The organism is Rhizobium sp. 01N48 (assembly GCF_056399145.1).
In genome coordinates, this window is record NZ_JBFTQT010000004.1 from 348864 (window position 1) to 363730 (window position 14867).

At 61.9% G+C, this 14867-nt stretch carries 9 protein-coding genes; 4 read left to right on the plus strand and 5 right to left on the minus strand.

Annotated features, from left to right (window positions below; genetic code table 11):
- Positions 1-30: 30 nt before the first annotated feature.
- Complete coding sequence (locus AC1DOG_RS10880) at positions 31-1200, minus strand: glycosyltransferase family 4 protein (protein WP_477927957.1); 1170 nt, start codon at positions 1198-1200, stop codon at positions 31-33.
- A gap of 6 nt (positions 1201-1206) precedes the next feature.
- The gene (locus AC1DOG_RS10885; RefSeq protein ID WP_018898667.1) at positions 1207-1782 is read right to left on the minus strand and encodes a polysaccharide biosynthesis/export family protein; all 576 of its coding nucleotides are present in this window, start codon (positions 1780-1782) and stop codon (positions 1207-1209) included.
- Positions 1783-1970: 188 nt separating this feature from the next.
- Between AC1DOG_RS10885 and AC1DOG_RS10890 the strand changes: the two genes are divergently transcribed.
- The gene (locus AC1DOG_RS10890; RefSeq protein ID WP_477927960.1) at positions 1971-4136 is read left to right on the plus strand and encodes a GumC family protein; all 2166 of its coding nucleotides are present in this window, start codon (positions 1971-1973) and stop codon (positions 4134-4136) included.
- On the opposite strand, the gene AC1DOG_RS10895 is transcribed toward AC1DOG_RS10890, so the two are convergent.
- Together AC1DOG_RS10895 and AC1DOG_RS10900 are read right to left on the minus strand one after the other, a co-directional pair.
- The gene (locus tag AC1DOG_RS10895) at positions 4137-5381 is read right to left on the minus strand and encodes a GNAT family N-acetyltransferase (protein WP_477927962.1); all 1245 of its coding nucleotides are present in this window, start codon (positions 5379-5381) and stop codon (positions 4137-4139) included.
- Positions 5382-5498: 117 nt separating this feature from the next.
- On the minus strand, positions 5499-5708 hold the full coding sequence (locus AC1DOG_RS10900) for a DUF2842 domain-containing protein (RefSeq protein WP_018898664.1): 210 nt from the start codon (positions 5706-5708) through the stop codon (positions 5499-5501).
- Positions 5709-5824: 116 nt separating this feature from the next.
- Here AC1DOG_RS10900 and AC1DOG_RS10905 point away from each other — a divergent pair, with 116 nt between their 5' ends.
- A complete protein-coding gene (locus AC1DOG_RS10905; RefSeq protein WP_477927964.1) occupies positions 5825-6928 on the plus strand; it encodes a COX15/CtaA family protein in 1104 nt (367 codons plus the stop codon).
- Between the two features lie 452 nt (positions 6929-7380).
- On the opposite strand, the gene AC1DOG_RS10910 is transcribed toward AC1DOG_RS10905, so the two are convergent.
- Positions 7381-10281, minus strand: coding sequence for an Rne/Rng family ribonuclease (locus tag AC1DOG_RS10910; RefSeq protein ID WP_477927966.1), 2901 nt, complete (start codon positions 10279-10281; stop codon positions 7381-7383).
- 711 nt (positions 10282-10992) lie between these two features.
- Between AC1DOG_RS10910 and AC1DOG_RS10915 the strand changes: the two genes are divergently transcribed.
- Entirely contained in the window at positions 10993-12174 is a 1182-nt protein-coding gene (locus tag AC1DOG_RS10915) for an N-acetylmuramoyl-L-alanine amidase (RefSeq protein WP_477928167.1), read from the plus strand.
- Between the two features lie 243 nt (positions 12175-12417).
- Complete coding sequence (locus AC1DOG_RS10920) at positions 12418-14865, plus strand: penicillin-binding protein 1A (RefSeq protein ID WP_018898660.1); 2448 nt, start codon at positions 12418-12420, stop codon at positions 14863-14865.
- The last annotated feature ends 2 nt before the right edge of the window (positions 14866-14867 follow it).

The window sequence follows — 14867 nt, forward strand, 5'->3', positions numbered from 1 at the left end:
GGCAATAGCAGAAAGCCCCTAAGAAACGTTTTACGAAGTGGCTTTACTTGTCTTTGCGGCCCGGCGCTCAAGCAGTTCGCGATAGAGTTTCAACACATCCTTGGCCATGACCGTGGCGGAAAAGACCGACCGTACCTGATCGATCGGAGGCATGGTTTTCTCGTGCCATTCGGGAACGCGAATGGCGTCCGCCATCACCCGGGCGAGGTCGTCGGCATCGTCAGGCGCGACCAGCGCCGCGCTATCCTTGCCGAGCGCTTCCGGAATGCCGCCGACGCGTGTCGCGATGATCGTCTTGCCGGCGCCCAAGCCCTCGAGGACGATATAGGGCATGGCTTCCGCGCGGGAGGGTACGACGAGGTTCTGCGACATCGCGAATGCCTGCTGCACGCGCATCGCAGGCAGCATGCCGATACGCTTGCCGAGGCCGCGCTCGACCATCATCTCGCGGTAGCGATCTCGATCCGGTCCGTCGCCGATCATAAGAGCCGACAGCGGCCGGCCGATCAGGCGCTCCGTCTTTGCAAACGCGTCCACAAAAAGGTCGGGACCCTTAAGGTCCCGCAACATGCCAACATAGATGAAGTGGACGGCATCGGACCGTGTCGGGACGAGCTCGAAGTCTCGCTCGCTGATCCCGTTGTAGATCAGCCGCGTTTGCGTCCGCGGGCGGCCGACCCGCTTGGTGTAGGTGTCGCGCTCGTACTCGCAGATGAACACCAGGGCGTCCGTGAGATATTCCTGCAGCCGCTCCATGCGGAGCACGAACTGCCCCAGAAGCGACGAGCGGGAATAATGAAGGCTTCCGCCATGGGCAGTGTAGAGGCGGGCTACGCAATACCTGTTCACCCGCAGGGCTGAGCCGGCTAGCCGCGCGAGCACACCGCCTTTGGCGCCGTGTCCGTGCAGCACATCCGGCCGCAAACTTTTGATCTTCTTGTAGGCGTCCCAAAGCACGCCAATGTCCGAAGGGCTGATCGAGCGCCGGATCGGCACGCGCGTCAGCCCCAGCGCCAGATAGGGCCTGATGTCGTCGAACAGCGCGTCCTCGTGCTCTCCACCGGTCGAACTGTCGCAAAGAATGCCCACTTCATGGCCGGCCTTGCTGTGCTCGATCACCAGATCGCGCACGTGGCGGAAGATGCCGCCGACCGGGGACCTGAAGCAGTGAATGATGCGAAGGGGCCGCTGTTCGCTCATCTATGATCAGAACAGCCGTTCGCGGACATAGAGCGTATCGCCGGCGATGATGGCGGACGAGATGTTGACGCGTCCCGTCATCACCTGGCCGTTGATCTTTCTGGTCACATCGACGGCGCTCTGGTTGGCGCGCGGCGTAAAGCCGCCGGCAACGGCGATCGCGTTCTGCGCGGTCATGCCCGGAACATAGGCGTATTGGCCGGGCTGGCCGACTTCACCCATGATGAAGATGGAGCGATAGCGGTCGACATCGATGGTGACGTCGGGATCACGGAGGTAGCCCTGCTTGAGTTTTTGCGCGATCTGACCGGAGAGCTGCTGCAGCGTACGGCCACGCGCCGGCACCTGACCGACAAGCGGGAAGGCGATGTAGCCGGCCTGGTCGATCGTGTAGGTGTTGGTCATGCTCGGCTGATCGAACACGGTAATGCGAAGCCTGTCGCCGCTATCCAGCGAATAGGGCTGGATCGTTGCCTGGTTGAATGCGCGCGGCGCGGGCTGATAGCTGTTGCAGCCGCCCAAGACTGCTGTCATGGCGGCGAGGCTCAAAGCCATCAGAAACTTGGGCTGTGCGACGGGCATCTGCTTCTCACAGGAAACGAAACTCTTGTCCCGTTATCGATCCGTTAGGGTTAATGACCGGTAAAGACCGCCATCAAATTCGCTCTTTCTTGAACTGCGAAGGCTGTCAGCCCTGCGCCTCCAAGCATTAACCCTTGAGTTACTATAGTCATTTACCCTCGCGGCACCTTTGTTCTTGGAGTACGAGCATGTCCGGCGTGACGGGTAATCAGGATGTCGATATCGATCTTGCCCAGCTGGTCCGCGGCGTTTGGGCCCGCCGGCTCAAGGTCGTGGCGATCACCTTGCTCGGGGCAGGGGTAGCGTTTGCCGGCGCCAAGATGATCTCGCCGAAGTATCGCAGCGAGACCCGCATCCTGATCGAGCCACGCGCGCCGGCCTTCGCCACCGCGCAGGCAACGGATGCGAATGCAGGCCAGCTCCTCGACGAACTGAACATCTCCAGCCAGGTGCAGCTCCTGCAGTCGGCCGATCTGATCAAACAGGTCATCAGCAGCCAGAAGCTCTACGATCTCCCCGAGTTCGACGCAGCCGCCAACAGCTCCGCGCTCGGCGACATTCTGATCGCGCTGCATTTGAAAAAGAGCCCGCTTGCCAACCCGCCGGAAGAGCGCGTCATCGACGCCTTCGTCGAGCGCCTGCAGGTCTATCAGGTTCCCGGCTCCCGCGTCATCGGTATTACCTTCACCTCCAAGGATCCGGCGCTCGCCGCAACGATCCCCAACGCCATGGCCGCCGCCTATCTCGCCAAGCAGAGCGGCGCCAAGCTTGATTCCAACTCGGAAGCCACGCGTTGGCTGGAGCCGGAAATCGAGAACCTCCGGACGAAGGTCAGCGACGCCGAGCAAAAGGTTGCCGAATACCGCGCCGCGCACGGCCTGCTGCCGACCAACGGCGGCGGCAATTTCCAGACGCAACAGCTGAACGATATCTCCGCCGAACTGACACGTGTCCGCGGCGAGAGGGCCAATGCCGAGGCGCGCGCGCAGTCCGTGCGCAATGCGCTGTCATCGGGCGAAGCATCCGATACGCTGCAGGACATCATGTCGTCGCAGTCGATCCAGCGGCTGAAGGGAACGGAATCCGGGCTACAGTCGCAGATCTCCGACCTCCAGACGTCGCTCCTCAACAACCATCCGCGCCTGAAGAGCCTCCGCGCCCAGCTCGCGGACATCAAGACGCAGATCCGTCAGGAAACGCAGAAGATCCTGGCAAGCATCGAAAACGAAGCAAAGGTCGCGACGCTTCGCGAGCAGGAGCTTGAGCAGCAGTCCAACAAGGTCAAGGCAAACAGCGCCCAGGCCGGTGAGGATGAAGTTGGCCTGAATGCGCTTGAGCGCGAAGCCGCCGCCCAGCGTCAGCTGCTCGAAACCTACCTGTCGCGCTTCCGCGAGGCCGCCTCGCGCGCCGACAAGAATTCCAGCCCGGCGGACGCCCGCATCGTGTCGACCGCCGTTCAGCCGGTCGACCCCTACTTCCCCAAGGTCGTCCCGATCGTTGTCGTCGCAGCACTCGCGACCTTCATCATGACCTCGATCGCCATCATGCTGGCGGAGCTTTTCAGCGGCCGCGCGCTGCGGCCGACGTCGAGCGCCGAGGTCGAGGAACGCATCGAACGGGAAACGGTCGAAGTCGTGGTCGTTGATGCGCCGCCGGCACGCACACCGGCGTCGAGCATGCTTGCCGTCCAGCAGGAAGAGCAAGACGAACAGGAAGACGAGGTGGCCGAAGACCTCGTCCTGGAAGAGCCTGAGGATGAGAACGAGTTCTCCATCGCGTCCGTCGCACATTACCTCATCGGCAGCCGTGCACCCCTCGCGATCGCAATTTCACCGACCGGTGACAATGGCTCGGCCGCGACCGTTGCCCTGGCGCGCACGCTTGCGTCCGCCGGCTCCCGTGTCGTGCTCGTAGACATGACGGGCTCCGGTCACCCAACGGAACTGATGGCGCAAGGCCGCTCGCTGCCTGGCGTCACCGACCTTCTGTGCGGTGAGGCAGCCTTTGGCGACACCATCCATGGTGATTACCTCTCCGACGCCCACTTCATCCCGCAGGGCACCAGCGACATGCGTCGCGCCATGCGCGGGGCCGATCGCCTCTCGCTGCTGCTCGACGCTCTCTCCTCGGCCTACGATCTGGTGCTGGTCGAATCCGGCGCTGCCGATGCGGCCGGCGTCTCCAAGCTCACGCAGAGCAAGACGGTCGAAATCATCCTGTCCATGCCGGAAATCGTCGAAGAAGAGTTCGTGGCCGCGATGACCAGCTTTGAGGAAGCGGGTTACGAGCGCGTCGTGCTGATGTCCGGCGGCAATACGGATGGCAATGCGGCGGTCGCCCAGCAGGCGGCCTGATCAAACGCCGGCGAACCGGCGCAGACGCTGGGCGGCGCGATAGAGCCGCTGCTGTGACTTGATATAGGCCTTGGCTCGGGTAACGAGCCGATGCGCCGTGCCGGCGACCATGCCGCGAGCGGTGAGGGGCAGCACCACATCATAGTGATCAGTCTCGACAGGCGCCCAGGAGCGCTTGTAGCCCTGGTCGCCCAGGCCGAAATCGAACATGCTGACGCCCTTGCCGTGCAGCCCCGATATCATCTGCCAGAACAGAAACTCGCCCGGGCTGGCCTCGGCGCCGATGCTCTCGTCGATCGCGCTGAACTGGCAGATCACATGATCGCCCTTGCGCGAGATGCCCGCGACGGCCGCCACGTGACCGGCATGCTCGCCTCTTAGCTGGATCGCATGCATTTCGAGACCTGACAGTTCCCTCTCGGCATCACGGACATCAATCGCGCCGTGCAGAAATGCCTTCGTCTCGGCGTCGGCGAAGACATCGGGCAGTCCCATCGCCTTGAAGCGTTCGCTCTTCAGCCGGAAGAACTGGTCGAGAAGCGCGTGCTGACTCTTGGCATCCGTACCATGGACATAATCGAAGCCCCCGATCTCCTCCAGCCGCTTCGACTGCACCCGGAACTTCTTCCGCCGGCTTTTGGCGTTCAACTGCTTCAGCGTCGCTTCCATCGTGTCGAACAGCGGCAGCTGGTAGGCGTGGTTCTGGTTCTGCACCGTCGGCAGCAGCGCCAGCGGATTACGGCGACCGCGCCATGTCAGAGGAATGTTCTGCAGGAGCAGGAGATCCGCTTTGCCCTTGAGCGCGCCGGAGATATGGGCGGCAAGGTGTCTTGCATCAAACGCCTCGGAGGAATCCGCGAAATCGGCGGCAAACAGGCCGGTATTGATGTTGCTATGGTCGGCGCCGATGAACTTCGCGACACGCACGCCGCGCGAGCGGACGACCTCGACGGGGAGAATGAAGACGGTTCGCGTCCCCGACCGGCCACGGATGATGGCGGCCGGATTGCCGTAGGCCTTCATCCAGGAGGCGCACCAGTCATAGCCCTGGTGCAGGGAGTTCAGATTGTCACGCTCAAGCGCGCGCCATTCGGGCTCGATAGCCTCTATGGAATCGACAATGTCGATCTCGATCGCATCTAAGGACAGCCGCGCATTTATCTCCCTGAGCTTCGCCAATCCGGCATCTGCGTCGGCGGCGATGTCACGCGGCGCGGATTCCAATGGAAGCTTTTGCGTTTGCACGGGCGTTCTCCGGGAAAAGATACTGCCCGGGAAAATAGCGCGGCAGCGCATCCATTTCCTTTACGCGCGCCGAGCCGACGGCTTTTCCGTCAATCACGGTTAGTCCGCGATTAATGCCTATTGCTGCTTCGGGCCGGCCATCCACTTGATGATGACCATCGCAGGCAATACCCAGAGCAGCCCCGTCAGCGAGAAATAGAGCAGGTGGCCCCACCATGGCGCATTGCCGAGCGTCGCAACCGCGATCGTATTCGCAACCAACGCATAGACCAGAACGAGGACGACGATGAGGATGGTGCCGATGAACTTGCGAAGGCGGACGGGCATCTGGTGAATTCCGGTATGGGATGTGCAGGCCACCGCGACGGCATGCCGCAAATGTTCGGACTTGTTTTGCATCAGTGGCTAAGGCAAATCAACTGTCGGAACGAAGGAGTCCGTCCATGGCCGTCGCCGATCTTACGACTGAACAGGAAATTCTGCGCCAGGTGCGCAAGCAGGATAGCAATCGCAAAGCCATACGAATTTGGCTCGGCATCGTCCTTCTCGCGCTGTTCTGTCTGGTGATTGTGGGCGGCGCGACGCGACTGACCAATTCCGGCCTGTCGATCACCGAGTGGAAGCCGATCCACGGCGTAATCCCACCGCTGAACGCCACGGAATGGGAAGAAGAATTCAAGCTCTACCAGCGCATTCCCGAATTCCAGCAGATCAACAGCGACATGACCGTCGATGAGTTCAAGGGCATCTTCTGGTGGGAATGGGCGCACCGCCTGATCGCCCGCGGCATCGGCGTGATCTTCGCGCTGCCGCTCCTCTACTTCTGGGCAACCGGCAGGATCGAGCGCCGCCTGCGCTGGCCTCTCGTCGGCATACTGGCGCTCGGCGGCTTCCAGGGCGCCATCGGCTGGTGGATGGTCTCGTCGGGCCTGACCGCGCGCACCGATGTCAGTCAGTACCGCCTGGCGACACACCTGATCACGGCGTGTCTGATCTTCGCATCCTGTATGTGGATCATGCGCGCGCTCTCGCCGCATTCCGAAGACACGGCGCCGACCAAAAGCGCGCGCGTATGGGCCTGCGTGATCGCCGCGCTGACCTTGTTCCAGATCTATCTCGGCGCGCTGGTCGCCGGTCTCGATGCGGGCTTCACCTACAATACATGGCCGCTGATGGACGGCGCCATCGTGCCGTCCGATCTCCTGATCCAGCAGCCCGCCTGGATCAACTTCTTCGAAAACCCGAAGACCGTACAGTTCATCCACCGCATCGGCGCCTACACGCTGTTTGCCGTGACGCTGATCAACATGATCATGCTTTTGCGCGCAGCACCAGCAACGACCCACGCACGCCGCGCCGTCGTCATGTTCGGCCTCGTCACCATCCAGGCCTCGATCGGCATCGCCACATTGCTGCTCGAAGTCCCGCTCGACTGGGGTCTGCTGCACCAGGGCGGCGCACTCGTCGTCTTCGGCTTCGCGATCGCCAACTGGCGCGGCTTCTACGGCGAATACCCGCACGCGACGGTTATTTCCGAACGCGATTGATTTGGGGCCACGACCTGCGTTGTGAATGCACGGGTCGTGGCTAGCCTTGCGCGGCGGCCGCGCCTTACAGCAATCATCAAGTTTGCCTCAGCGAGATCCGGCCGGAAGCCGATCTCGCTGTTTGCATATCTGCCTACCGCCAAACCGGTGCAGCTTCTGGCTGGAATCAGTTTCGCGCTTATGGCAGCCAAAAGCGCCGATACGCATAGCCGAGCCTAGCGTGAGCGATGGTTGCTGGTAGGGTAGGGATAACGCCGCCGCGTATGGAAAGCGCTCAGGCATCCGGAGGGCGGATATAGCGCGCCCTGTTTACCGTGGCGGCAAGACTGACATCCAGTCCCCGCCACCGGGCAACCGATGCGTCCAATCGAACGACACATAACCCCTGAACGAAAAAAATCCGGCTGCGTCGCCGCAGCCGGATTTCAATTACTTACGTCCGAAAATCAGTCTCAGAAAAAACCGCGGCGCTGCCACCAGCCGGCCTTCTTCGGCTTCCCGTCGCCATCAGTCGCTTCCGTGGTCGACGACTTGACGGTTGGTTCGGAGGAGGCGACGTTTGCGCCGCGATTGGCGCGAACGGGCTTTGCTTCCTCTTCAGCAGCGGGCGCTGCCAGATCGGCGGAGGCCTCAGTGACTTCCGGCTCGGCGGCAGGGGCTGCTTCGGTAACCGGAGCTGCTTCAGCGGCAGGTGCCACCTCTGCTTCCACCACAGGCTCTTCGACCGGCGAGGCCTTGCGGCTGCGGCGAGCGCGCTTCGGCTTCACGTCTTCCGTCACCGTGGCGCCGGCTTCGACGGCGGCCATGGCCGAAGAGGCTTCGACAGCTTCTGCTGCGGCAGCTTCCACGACAACATCTACCGGTGCGCTGTCTTCGGTTGCGACTGCGGCATCGTCCGTGGTCTCAACTGCTTCCGCGCTTGCGGCAACATCGCCATCGGCTTCGGCAACATCGTCGCCCTCAGCGCCTTCGCCACCTTCCTCGCGGTTGCGGCGACCGCCGCGCTTGCCGCGACGGCGGCGCTTGCGGCGCTGTGCGTCATCGCCTTCGGCGCGCTCTTCGGAGCCGGCAGCGGACGTGGCTTCGGCGTCGTCGCCTTCCTCGTCACCACCGTCCTCGTCGCCAGCCTGTTCCGCACCGTTCTCGTCGGATGCCTGCTGCTCGCCATTGCCGTTGCGGCCACGACGACGACGGCGACGCTTGCGCTTGCGTCCATCACCTTCGCCCTCTGCACGGGCAGCGGCAGCCGGACGTTCCGACGCCTGCTTTTCTTCCAGCTCTTCGTCTTCTTCCTCGTCGATCTCGATCACGACGTCATCGTCGTCGTCTTCGGGGATCGCCGCGAAGTTGAAGAGGGTTTCGATCTTGACCGGGTTCTCGACGGCTTCGCCGCGATCGATCGCGAAATGCTGCGCGCCAACCGCGCCATCGGCATCGATGATGATGGCGACGCCGAAGCGGGCTTCATAGTCAACGATCGTCTGACGCTTGTGGTTGAGGATATAAAGAGCGATCTCCGGCGTCGTGCGAACCGTGATGTCGTGGGTCGTGTTCTTGAGCAGATATTCTTCGATACCGCGCAGCACGTGCAGGGCAACGGAAGACTGCGAGCGAACGTGACCGGTGCCGCCGCAATGCGAGCAGACCTGCGTCGTCGATTCGAGAACCGATGCGCGAATGCGCTGGCGCGACATTTCGAGCAGGCCGAAGTGCGAGATGCGGCCAACCTGGATGCGGGCGCGATCGTTCTTCAGGCAATCCTTCAGCTTCTTTTCGACAGCGCGGTTGTTGCGCTTTTCTTCCATGTCGATGAAGTCGATGACGACAAGGCCAGCCAGGTCGCGCAGGCGCAGCTGACGAGCGACTTCGTCGGCGGCCTCGAGGTTGGTCTGCAGTGCCGTGTCTTCGATCGAGTGCTCGCGGGTCGAACGACCGGAGTTGACGTCGATCGAAACCAGCGCTTCGGTCTGGTTGATGATCAGGTAGCCACCCGACTTCAGCGTCACCTGCGGCTGCAGCATACGGTCGAGCTGGGCTTCGATGCCGGAGCGCGAGTAGATCGGGTGAATGTCGCGGTAAGGCTGGACCACCTTGGCGTGGCTCGGCATCAGCATCTTCATGAAGTCTTTCGCTTCACGATAGCCTTCTTCGCCGGAGACGATGATCTCGCCGATATCCTTGTTGTAGAGGTCGCGGATCGAACGCTTGATGAGCGAGCCTTCCTCGTAGACGAGGCAAGGCGCGGTCGATGCGAGCGTCAGCGTACGGACGTTTTCCCAAAGACGCATCAGGTATTCGAAGTCGCGCTTGACCTCGACCTTGGTGCGGTTGGCGCCGGCGGTGCGCAGGATGACGCCCATGCCCTGCGGCACTTCGAGCATCTTGGCAATTTCCTTCAGGCGCTTGCGGTCCTGAGGGCTGGTGATCTTGCGGGAGATGCCACCGCCACGTGCGGTGTTCGGCATCAGAACCGAATAACGGCCGGCAAGCGATAGGTAGGTGGTCAGGGCGGCGCCCTTGTTGCCACGTTCTTCCTTGGCGACCTGAACGAGCAGGATCTGGCGACGCTTGATGACTTCCTGGATGCGGTACTGCTTGCGCGGCTTGCGCTGCACACGGTCAGGAACTTCTTCCATGGCGTCTTCAGCGCCGACGTTCTCGATCACTTCTTCTTCGTGATCATGATCGTCGTCATCCTCGTCGTCACCGCGGCGGCGCGCATCGACGTCTTCGGAAATCGTGTCGGTCTCGACCATGGCGGCCATCTCGCCGCCGTTGGAACCTTCGTCGTCGGACGATGCCGCGGCGTCAGCTTCAACCGTCGCTTCGTCAGCGGCGGGAACGACCTTCTTACGGCTCCGGCGGGGCTTGGCTGCCTTCTTTGCAGGCGCTTCCTCGACGGCTTCGACAACCTCTGCAGTCTCGACGGTCTCTRCTACCTCTACCGCGGCTTCGACTGGCGCATCAGATTCGTCCTTGGCAACGATGCCGACATCGGGTTGGTCCTGGGTCGCGGGGTCGATCCGTGCCGTATCAACATGCTCGACATCGTCGTCGCGGCGATGCTCTTCGGCTTCGGCGCGCAACAGGGCCTGACGGTCGGCAAGCGGGATCTGGTAATAATCGGGATGGATTTCGGCGAAGGCCAGGAAGCCGTGCCGGTTGCCGCCGTAATCGACGAAAGCAGCCTGCAGCGAAGGCTCGACCCTCGTTACCTTTGCGAGGTAGATGTTGCCGCGAATTTGCTTCTTGTGTTCTGACTCGAAGTCAAATTCTTCTATGCGGTTTCCGCGAACGACAACGACGCGCGTCTCTTCCTCGTGAGACGCGTCGATAAGCATTTTGTCTGCCATGTAAGCTGAGCTCCTCGGCGCGGTCGATCGTCGGCAGTCTCCGCAGTCGATAAGACAAGGGGAGTGCGGACCGTCATAGCAGCGCCGGATAGTGAAAGTCGCGATTGGTTCGGTGTGGAAGGCAGCAGCCAGACAGCAGCGGGGAAACTCTTCTCCCGGGGTCTGTAGACTTTAGATAAAACCTGCTGCGACACCATAAAAGACCAAGCGAGATCGACAAAACAAAGACCTTATTCAGGCCCGATGAGTTTGCTCTCTCTTTAAAGAGCGGTTGGTGGCAATCCACCGATGAAGTTTCCGCATACTCCGGAAAAATCAGGATCCATTGTCGAGTGGAAGCATGTAAGACGGCGGACGATTGCCGGTTGTGGCGCCAGGTCCTTTGCGGTTGGCTGCCTTGTCGGCGACTCTATCCCGTCAGTGCTTCTACCCTAAAATTGCTTGTATGTTTTCTCCGTCACAATAGCAAGGGAAAAGCCAAATGTGCCATAATATTGATGGATTTGCAGCATCATAAAAAATAGCGGTGGACGAGGTGATTCCGGCGCGGCGACAGTGACAATTGTTCTCGGTCGCAATCGCGTGTATCGCGGGATCCGGCATTGATGACAATTGGGGCATGACAGTCGGTTGTATAGCGAGACGCGGCGCGCAACGGTGAAATCCGGCTTGCGGACGAAAAACTTCAGGGCTTGGCTGGTTGCCGCGGTGATGGCCGCGGCCGTTCCGTTGGTCGGTCATTCGGTCGCGGCCGCGGCCGGCGAAGAGCGCCTTCTGGCCTACGGCGCGCGTATCGTCGGCGACGACGCCAGGACCCGCATCGTCATCGATTTCGATCGTCCCCCGAGCTTCTCCATCCACTACATTGCCAATCCGGAACGGGTCGTCGTCGATCTTCCGGCAACGGCCTTCGGTTTCCCCGCCAAGGATCTCGAGGCGAGGGGGCTTTTCAAGGATATCCGCTACGGCACGATGGACGGCGACAGCGCCCGTATCGTGTTGACGGCGACAAAGCCCGTTCGCATCGGCATGGCGAGGGTTCAAGCCGATGAAAACGGCAAGGGCCAGCGCCTCGTTCTCGAAGCCGAGATGACCGACAAGGCGACGTTTGCCGAACTGGTGAAAGCCCAATCCTGGAACGAGCCCGAGGTCGCGCAGACAACCAGCGCCATACCAGCGCCCGAAAAGGCTGAGCCCGGCGACTTCATCGTCGCCGTCGATGCTGGCCATGGTGGCATAGATACCGGCGCGATCGGCGTCGACACGAAGACCCAGGAAAAGGATGTCACGCTGGCATTCGCCAAGACTCTCGCGGACCGGCTGAACCGCGAGCCCGGCATCAAGGCTTTCCTGACCCGCAAGGATGATTCGTTCCTGTCGCTTTCCGAGCGGGTACAGATCGCGCGGCAGAACCACGCGGCACTCTTCGTCTCGATGCATGCCGACACATTGCGCCAGAAGGATATTCGCGGCGCCACCGTCTACACCATCTCCGACAAGGCGTCCGACAAGCTCGCCGCCGATCTAGCCGATCGCGAAAACCTGTCCGACCAGATCGCCGGCAAGGCGGCCGCGACCGAGCCGCCCGAAGTGGCTGACATCCTGCTCGACCTGACTCGGCGCGAAACGCAGGCGTTTTCGATCTCGATGGCCGAAAGCGTGCTGGCCTCCTTCAAGGATCAGGTCGGGACGATCAACAACCCGCACCGCCACGCCGGCTTCCGCGTTCTGCAGGCACCAGATGTTCCCTCCATCCTGCTGGAACTCGGCTTCCTCTCGAACAAGGAAGACGAGAAACTGCTGCTCGACGACACCTGGCGCGCCAAGATGGGCGACCTGTTGACGGAAGCGGTGAAGCATTACCACGCATCCATGGTCGCCAATGGCGGCTGACGGGCGGCCGTTGCTCAGATGTGACACTTGCGTGGGTAAACATGTATGCGTGTGGAATTGCAGGCAAAAGCCCTACTTTCCTCACATTCAGGCCATTACTCACGGCTATGTTTCCGTGTGCAAAACGGAATTGGCTTGTGGCCGCATCCGGCATGGAGTAATTCGCGCAGCGTGCAAAGTGCCGCGGTTCATGCGATTGTTATGCGCGCGCCGATCGACAATTGAGATACCGGTAGCTTAGATATGATCAGACTTCTTGGATATTTCTTCGGAGCGGCTTGCGTCCTGTTCCTGGGCGTAGCGGCGGCCGTTGCCGTTTATTTGGCGACGGTGACGAAGGATCTTCCTGATTACGCGGTGCTGAGCAGCTACGAGCCGCCGGTGACGACGCGCGTGCATGCCGGCAACGGCGCGCTGATGGCCGAGTACGCCAAGGAGCGCCGCCTGTTCCTGCCGATCCAGGCTGTTCCCGATCGCGTCAAGGCCGCGTTCCTCTCCGCCGAAGACAAGAATTTCTACCAGCATCCTGGTATCGACGTCACCGGTTTCGGCCGCGCCGTGGTCGCCTATCTGACCGGCGGCCCGACGCAGGGCGGCTCCACGATCACGCAGCAGGTCGCCAAGAACTTCCTGCTGTCGAGCGAACAGACCATGGAGCGTAAGGCCAAGGAAGCCATCCTCTCCTTCCGCATCGAGCAGGCCTACAGCAAGGACAAGATCCTCGAGCTCTATCTCAACGAGATCTTCTTCGGCCTGAACTCCTACGGTATCGCCAGCGCCGCACTCACCTATTTCAACAAGTCGGTCAACGAACTGACCATCGCCGATGCCGCCTATCTGGCTTCGCTGCCGAAGGGCCCGGCGAACTACCATCCGTTCCGCCATCCTGAGGCTGCGGTAACCCGCCGCAACTGGGTTATCGACCGCATGGTCGAGAATGGCTATGTCAGCCAGTCGGATGGCGCTGAAGCCAAGAAGCAGCCGCTCGGCGTCACTGGCCGCACCAGCGGTCCGTCGCTCTTCGCATCCGGCTACTTCGCCGAAGCCGTCCGCCGCCAGCTGATCGACCAGTACGGCGAGAAGATGCTCTATGAGGGTGGCCTCTCGGTTCGCACCTCGTTCGATCCGCAATTGCAGGTCTTCGCCCGCAAGGCGCTGCAGGATGGCCTGATCAACTACGATGAGCGCCGCGGCTTCCACGGCCCGATCAAGCAGATCGACACGACGTCGGACTGGGGCAAGGCGCTCGCCGATATCCCGGCTCTCTCCGACGTTCCGGAATGGGATCTCGCCGTCGTGCTCGCCGTCGCCAGCGACAGCGTCGACATCGGCCTGCAGCCGCAGAAGGATGGCGCCGGCAAGATCGGCGCCGACCGTCAGCGCGGCACCATTGAAGCCAAGAACATGCAGTGGGCCTTCCGTTCGGCCACCGGCGGCAAGACCTCCAAGTCGCCGCAGGGCGTGTTGCAGCCGGGCGACGTCGTCTTCGTCGAGCGCCTCGGCGGTGACAGCTCAACATCCTACCGTTTGCGCCAGCCGCCCAAGGTCGGCGGTGGTCTCGTCGCCATGGACCCGAAGACCGGCCGCGTGCTGGCCATGGTCGGCGGCTTCTCCTATGCGCAGTCGGAATTCAACCGCGCAACGCAGGCGATGCGCCAGCCTGGTTCCTCCTTCAAGCCTTTCGTCTACGCAGCCGCGATGGACAATGGCTACACGCCGGCCTCCGTCGTCAGCGACGATCCGCTCGAAATCCAGGTCGGCAACGGCCAGGTCTGGGCGCCTGACAACTACGAAGGCGAGGGCGGTGGCGCCAACACGCTGCGCTTCGCCATCGAGCATTCGCGCAACCGCATGACGGTGCGCCTCGCCAACGACCTCGGCATGAACGTCGTTGCCGAATATGCCAACCGCTTCGGTATCTACGACAAGATGATGCCGGTATTGGCCATGTCGCTCGGCTCCGGCGAAACCACCGTCCTGCGCATGGTTTCGGCCTATTCGGTCATCGCCAACGGCGGCAAGCAGATCAAGCCGACGCTCATCGACCGCATCCAGGACCGCTACGGCAAGACCATCTTCAAGCATGAGGAGCGTGTCTGCGAGGCCTGCAACGCCAGCGACTGGCAGAACCAGGAAGAGCCGAACGTGGTGGATAACCGCGAAACCGTTCTCGACCCGATGACCTCCTACCAGATCACCTCGATGATGCAGGGCGTTATCCAGCGCGGCACGGCCGCCGGCAAGGTTCAGCTCGGCGAACGCGACGTCGCCGGCAAGACCGGCACGACCAACGATGAAAAGGACGCCTGGTTCGTCGGCTTCACGCCGGATCTGGTCGCCGGTCTTTATATCGGTTTCGATTCGCCATCGACGCTGGGCCGCGGCGGCACCGGCAGCTCGCTGTCCGCGCCCGTCTTCAACGAGTTCATGCAGGCGGCTGTGAAGGATACGCCTGTGTCGAAGTTCGTCATCCCCGCCGGCATGAACCTGATCCCGATCGACCGCAAGACTGGCATGGCCGCGACGCAGGGCGATCCGAACACCATCATCGAAGCCTTCAAGCCCGGCACCGGCCCGGCCGACAGCTACTCCGTCATCGGCATGGACAACACCATGGCGCCGGAGGAAATCCTGAAGACCTCGCCGCAGGCCAATCAGGCGGTTCAATCCGGCGCCGGCGGTCTCTACTGACA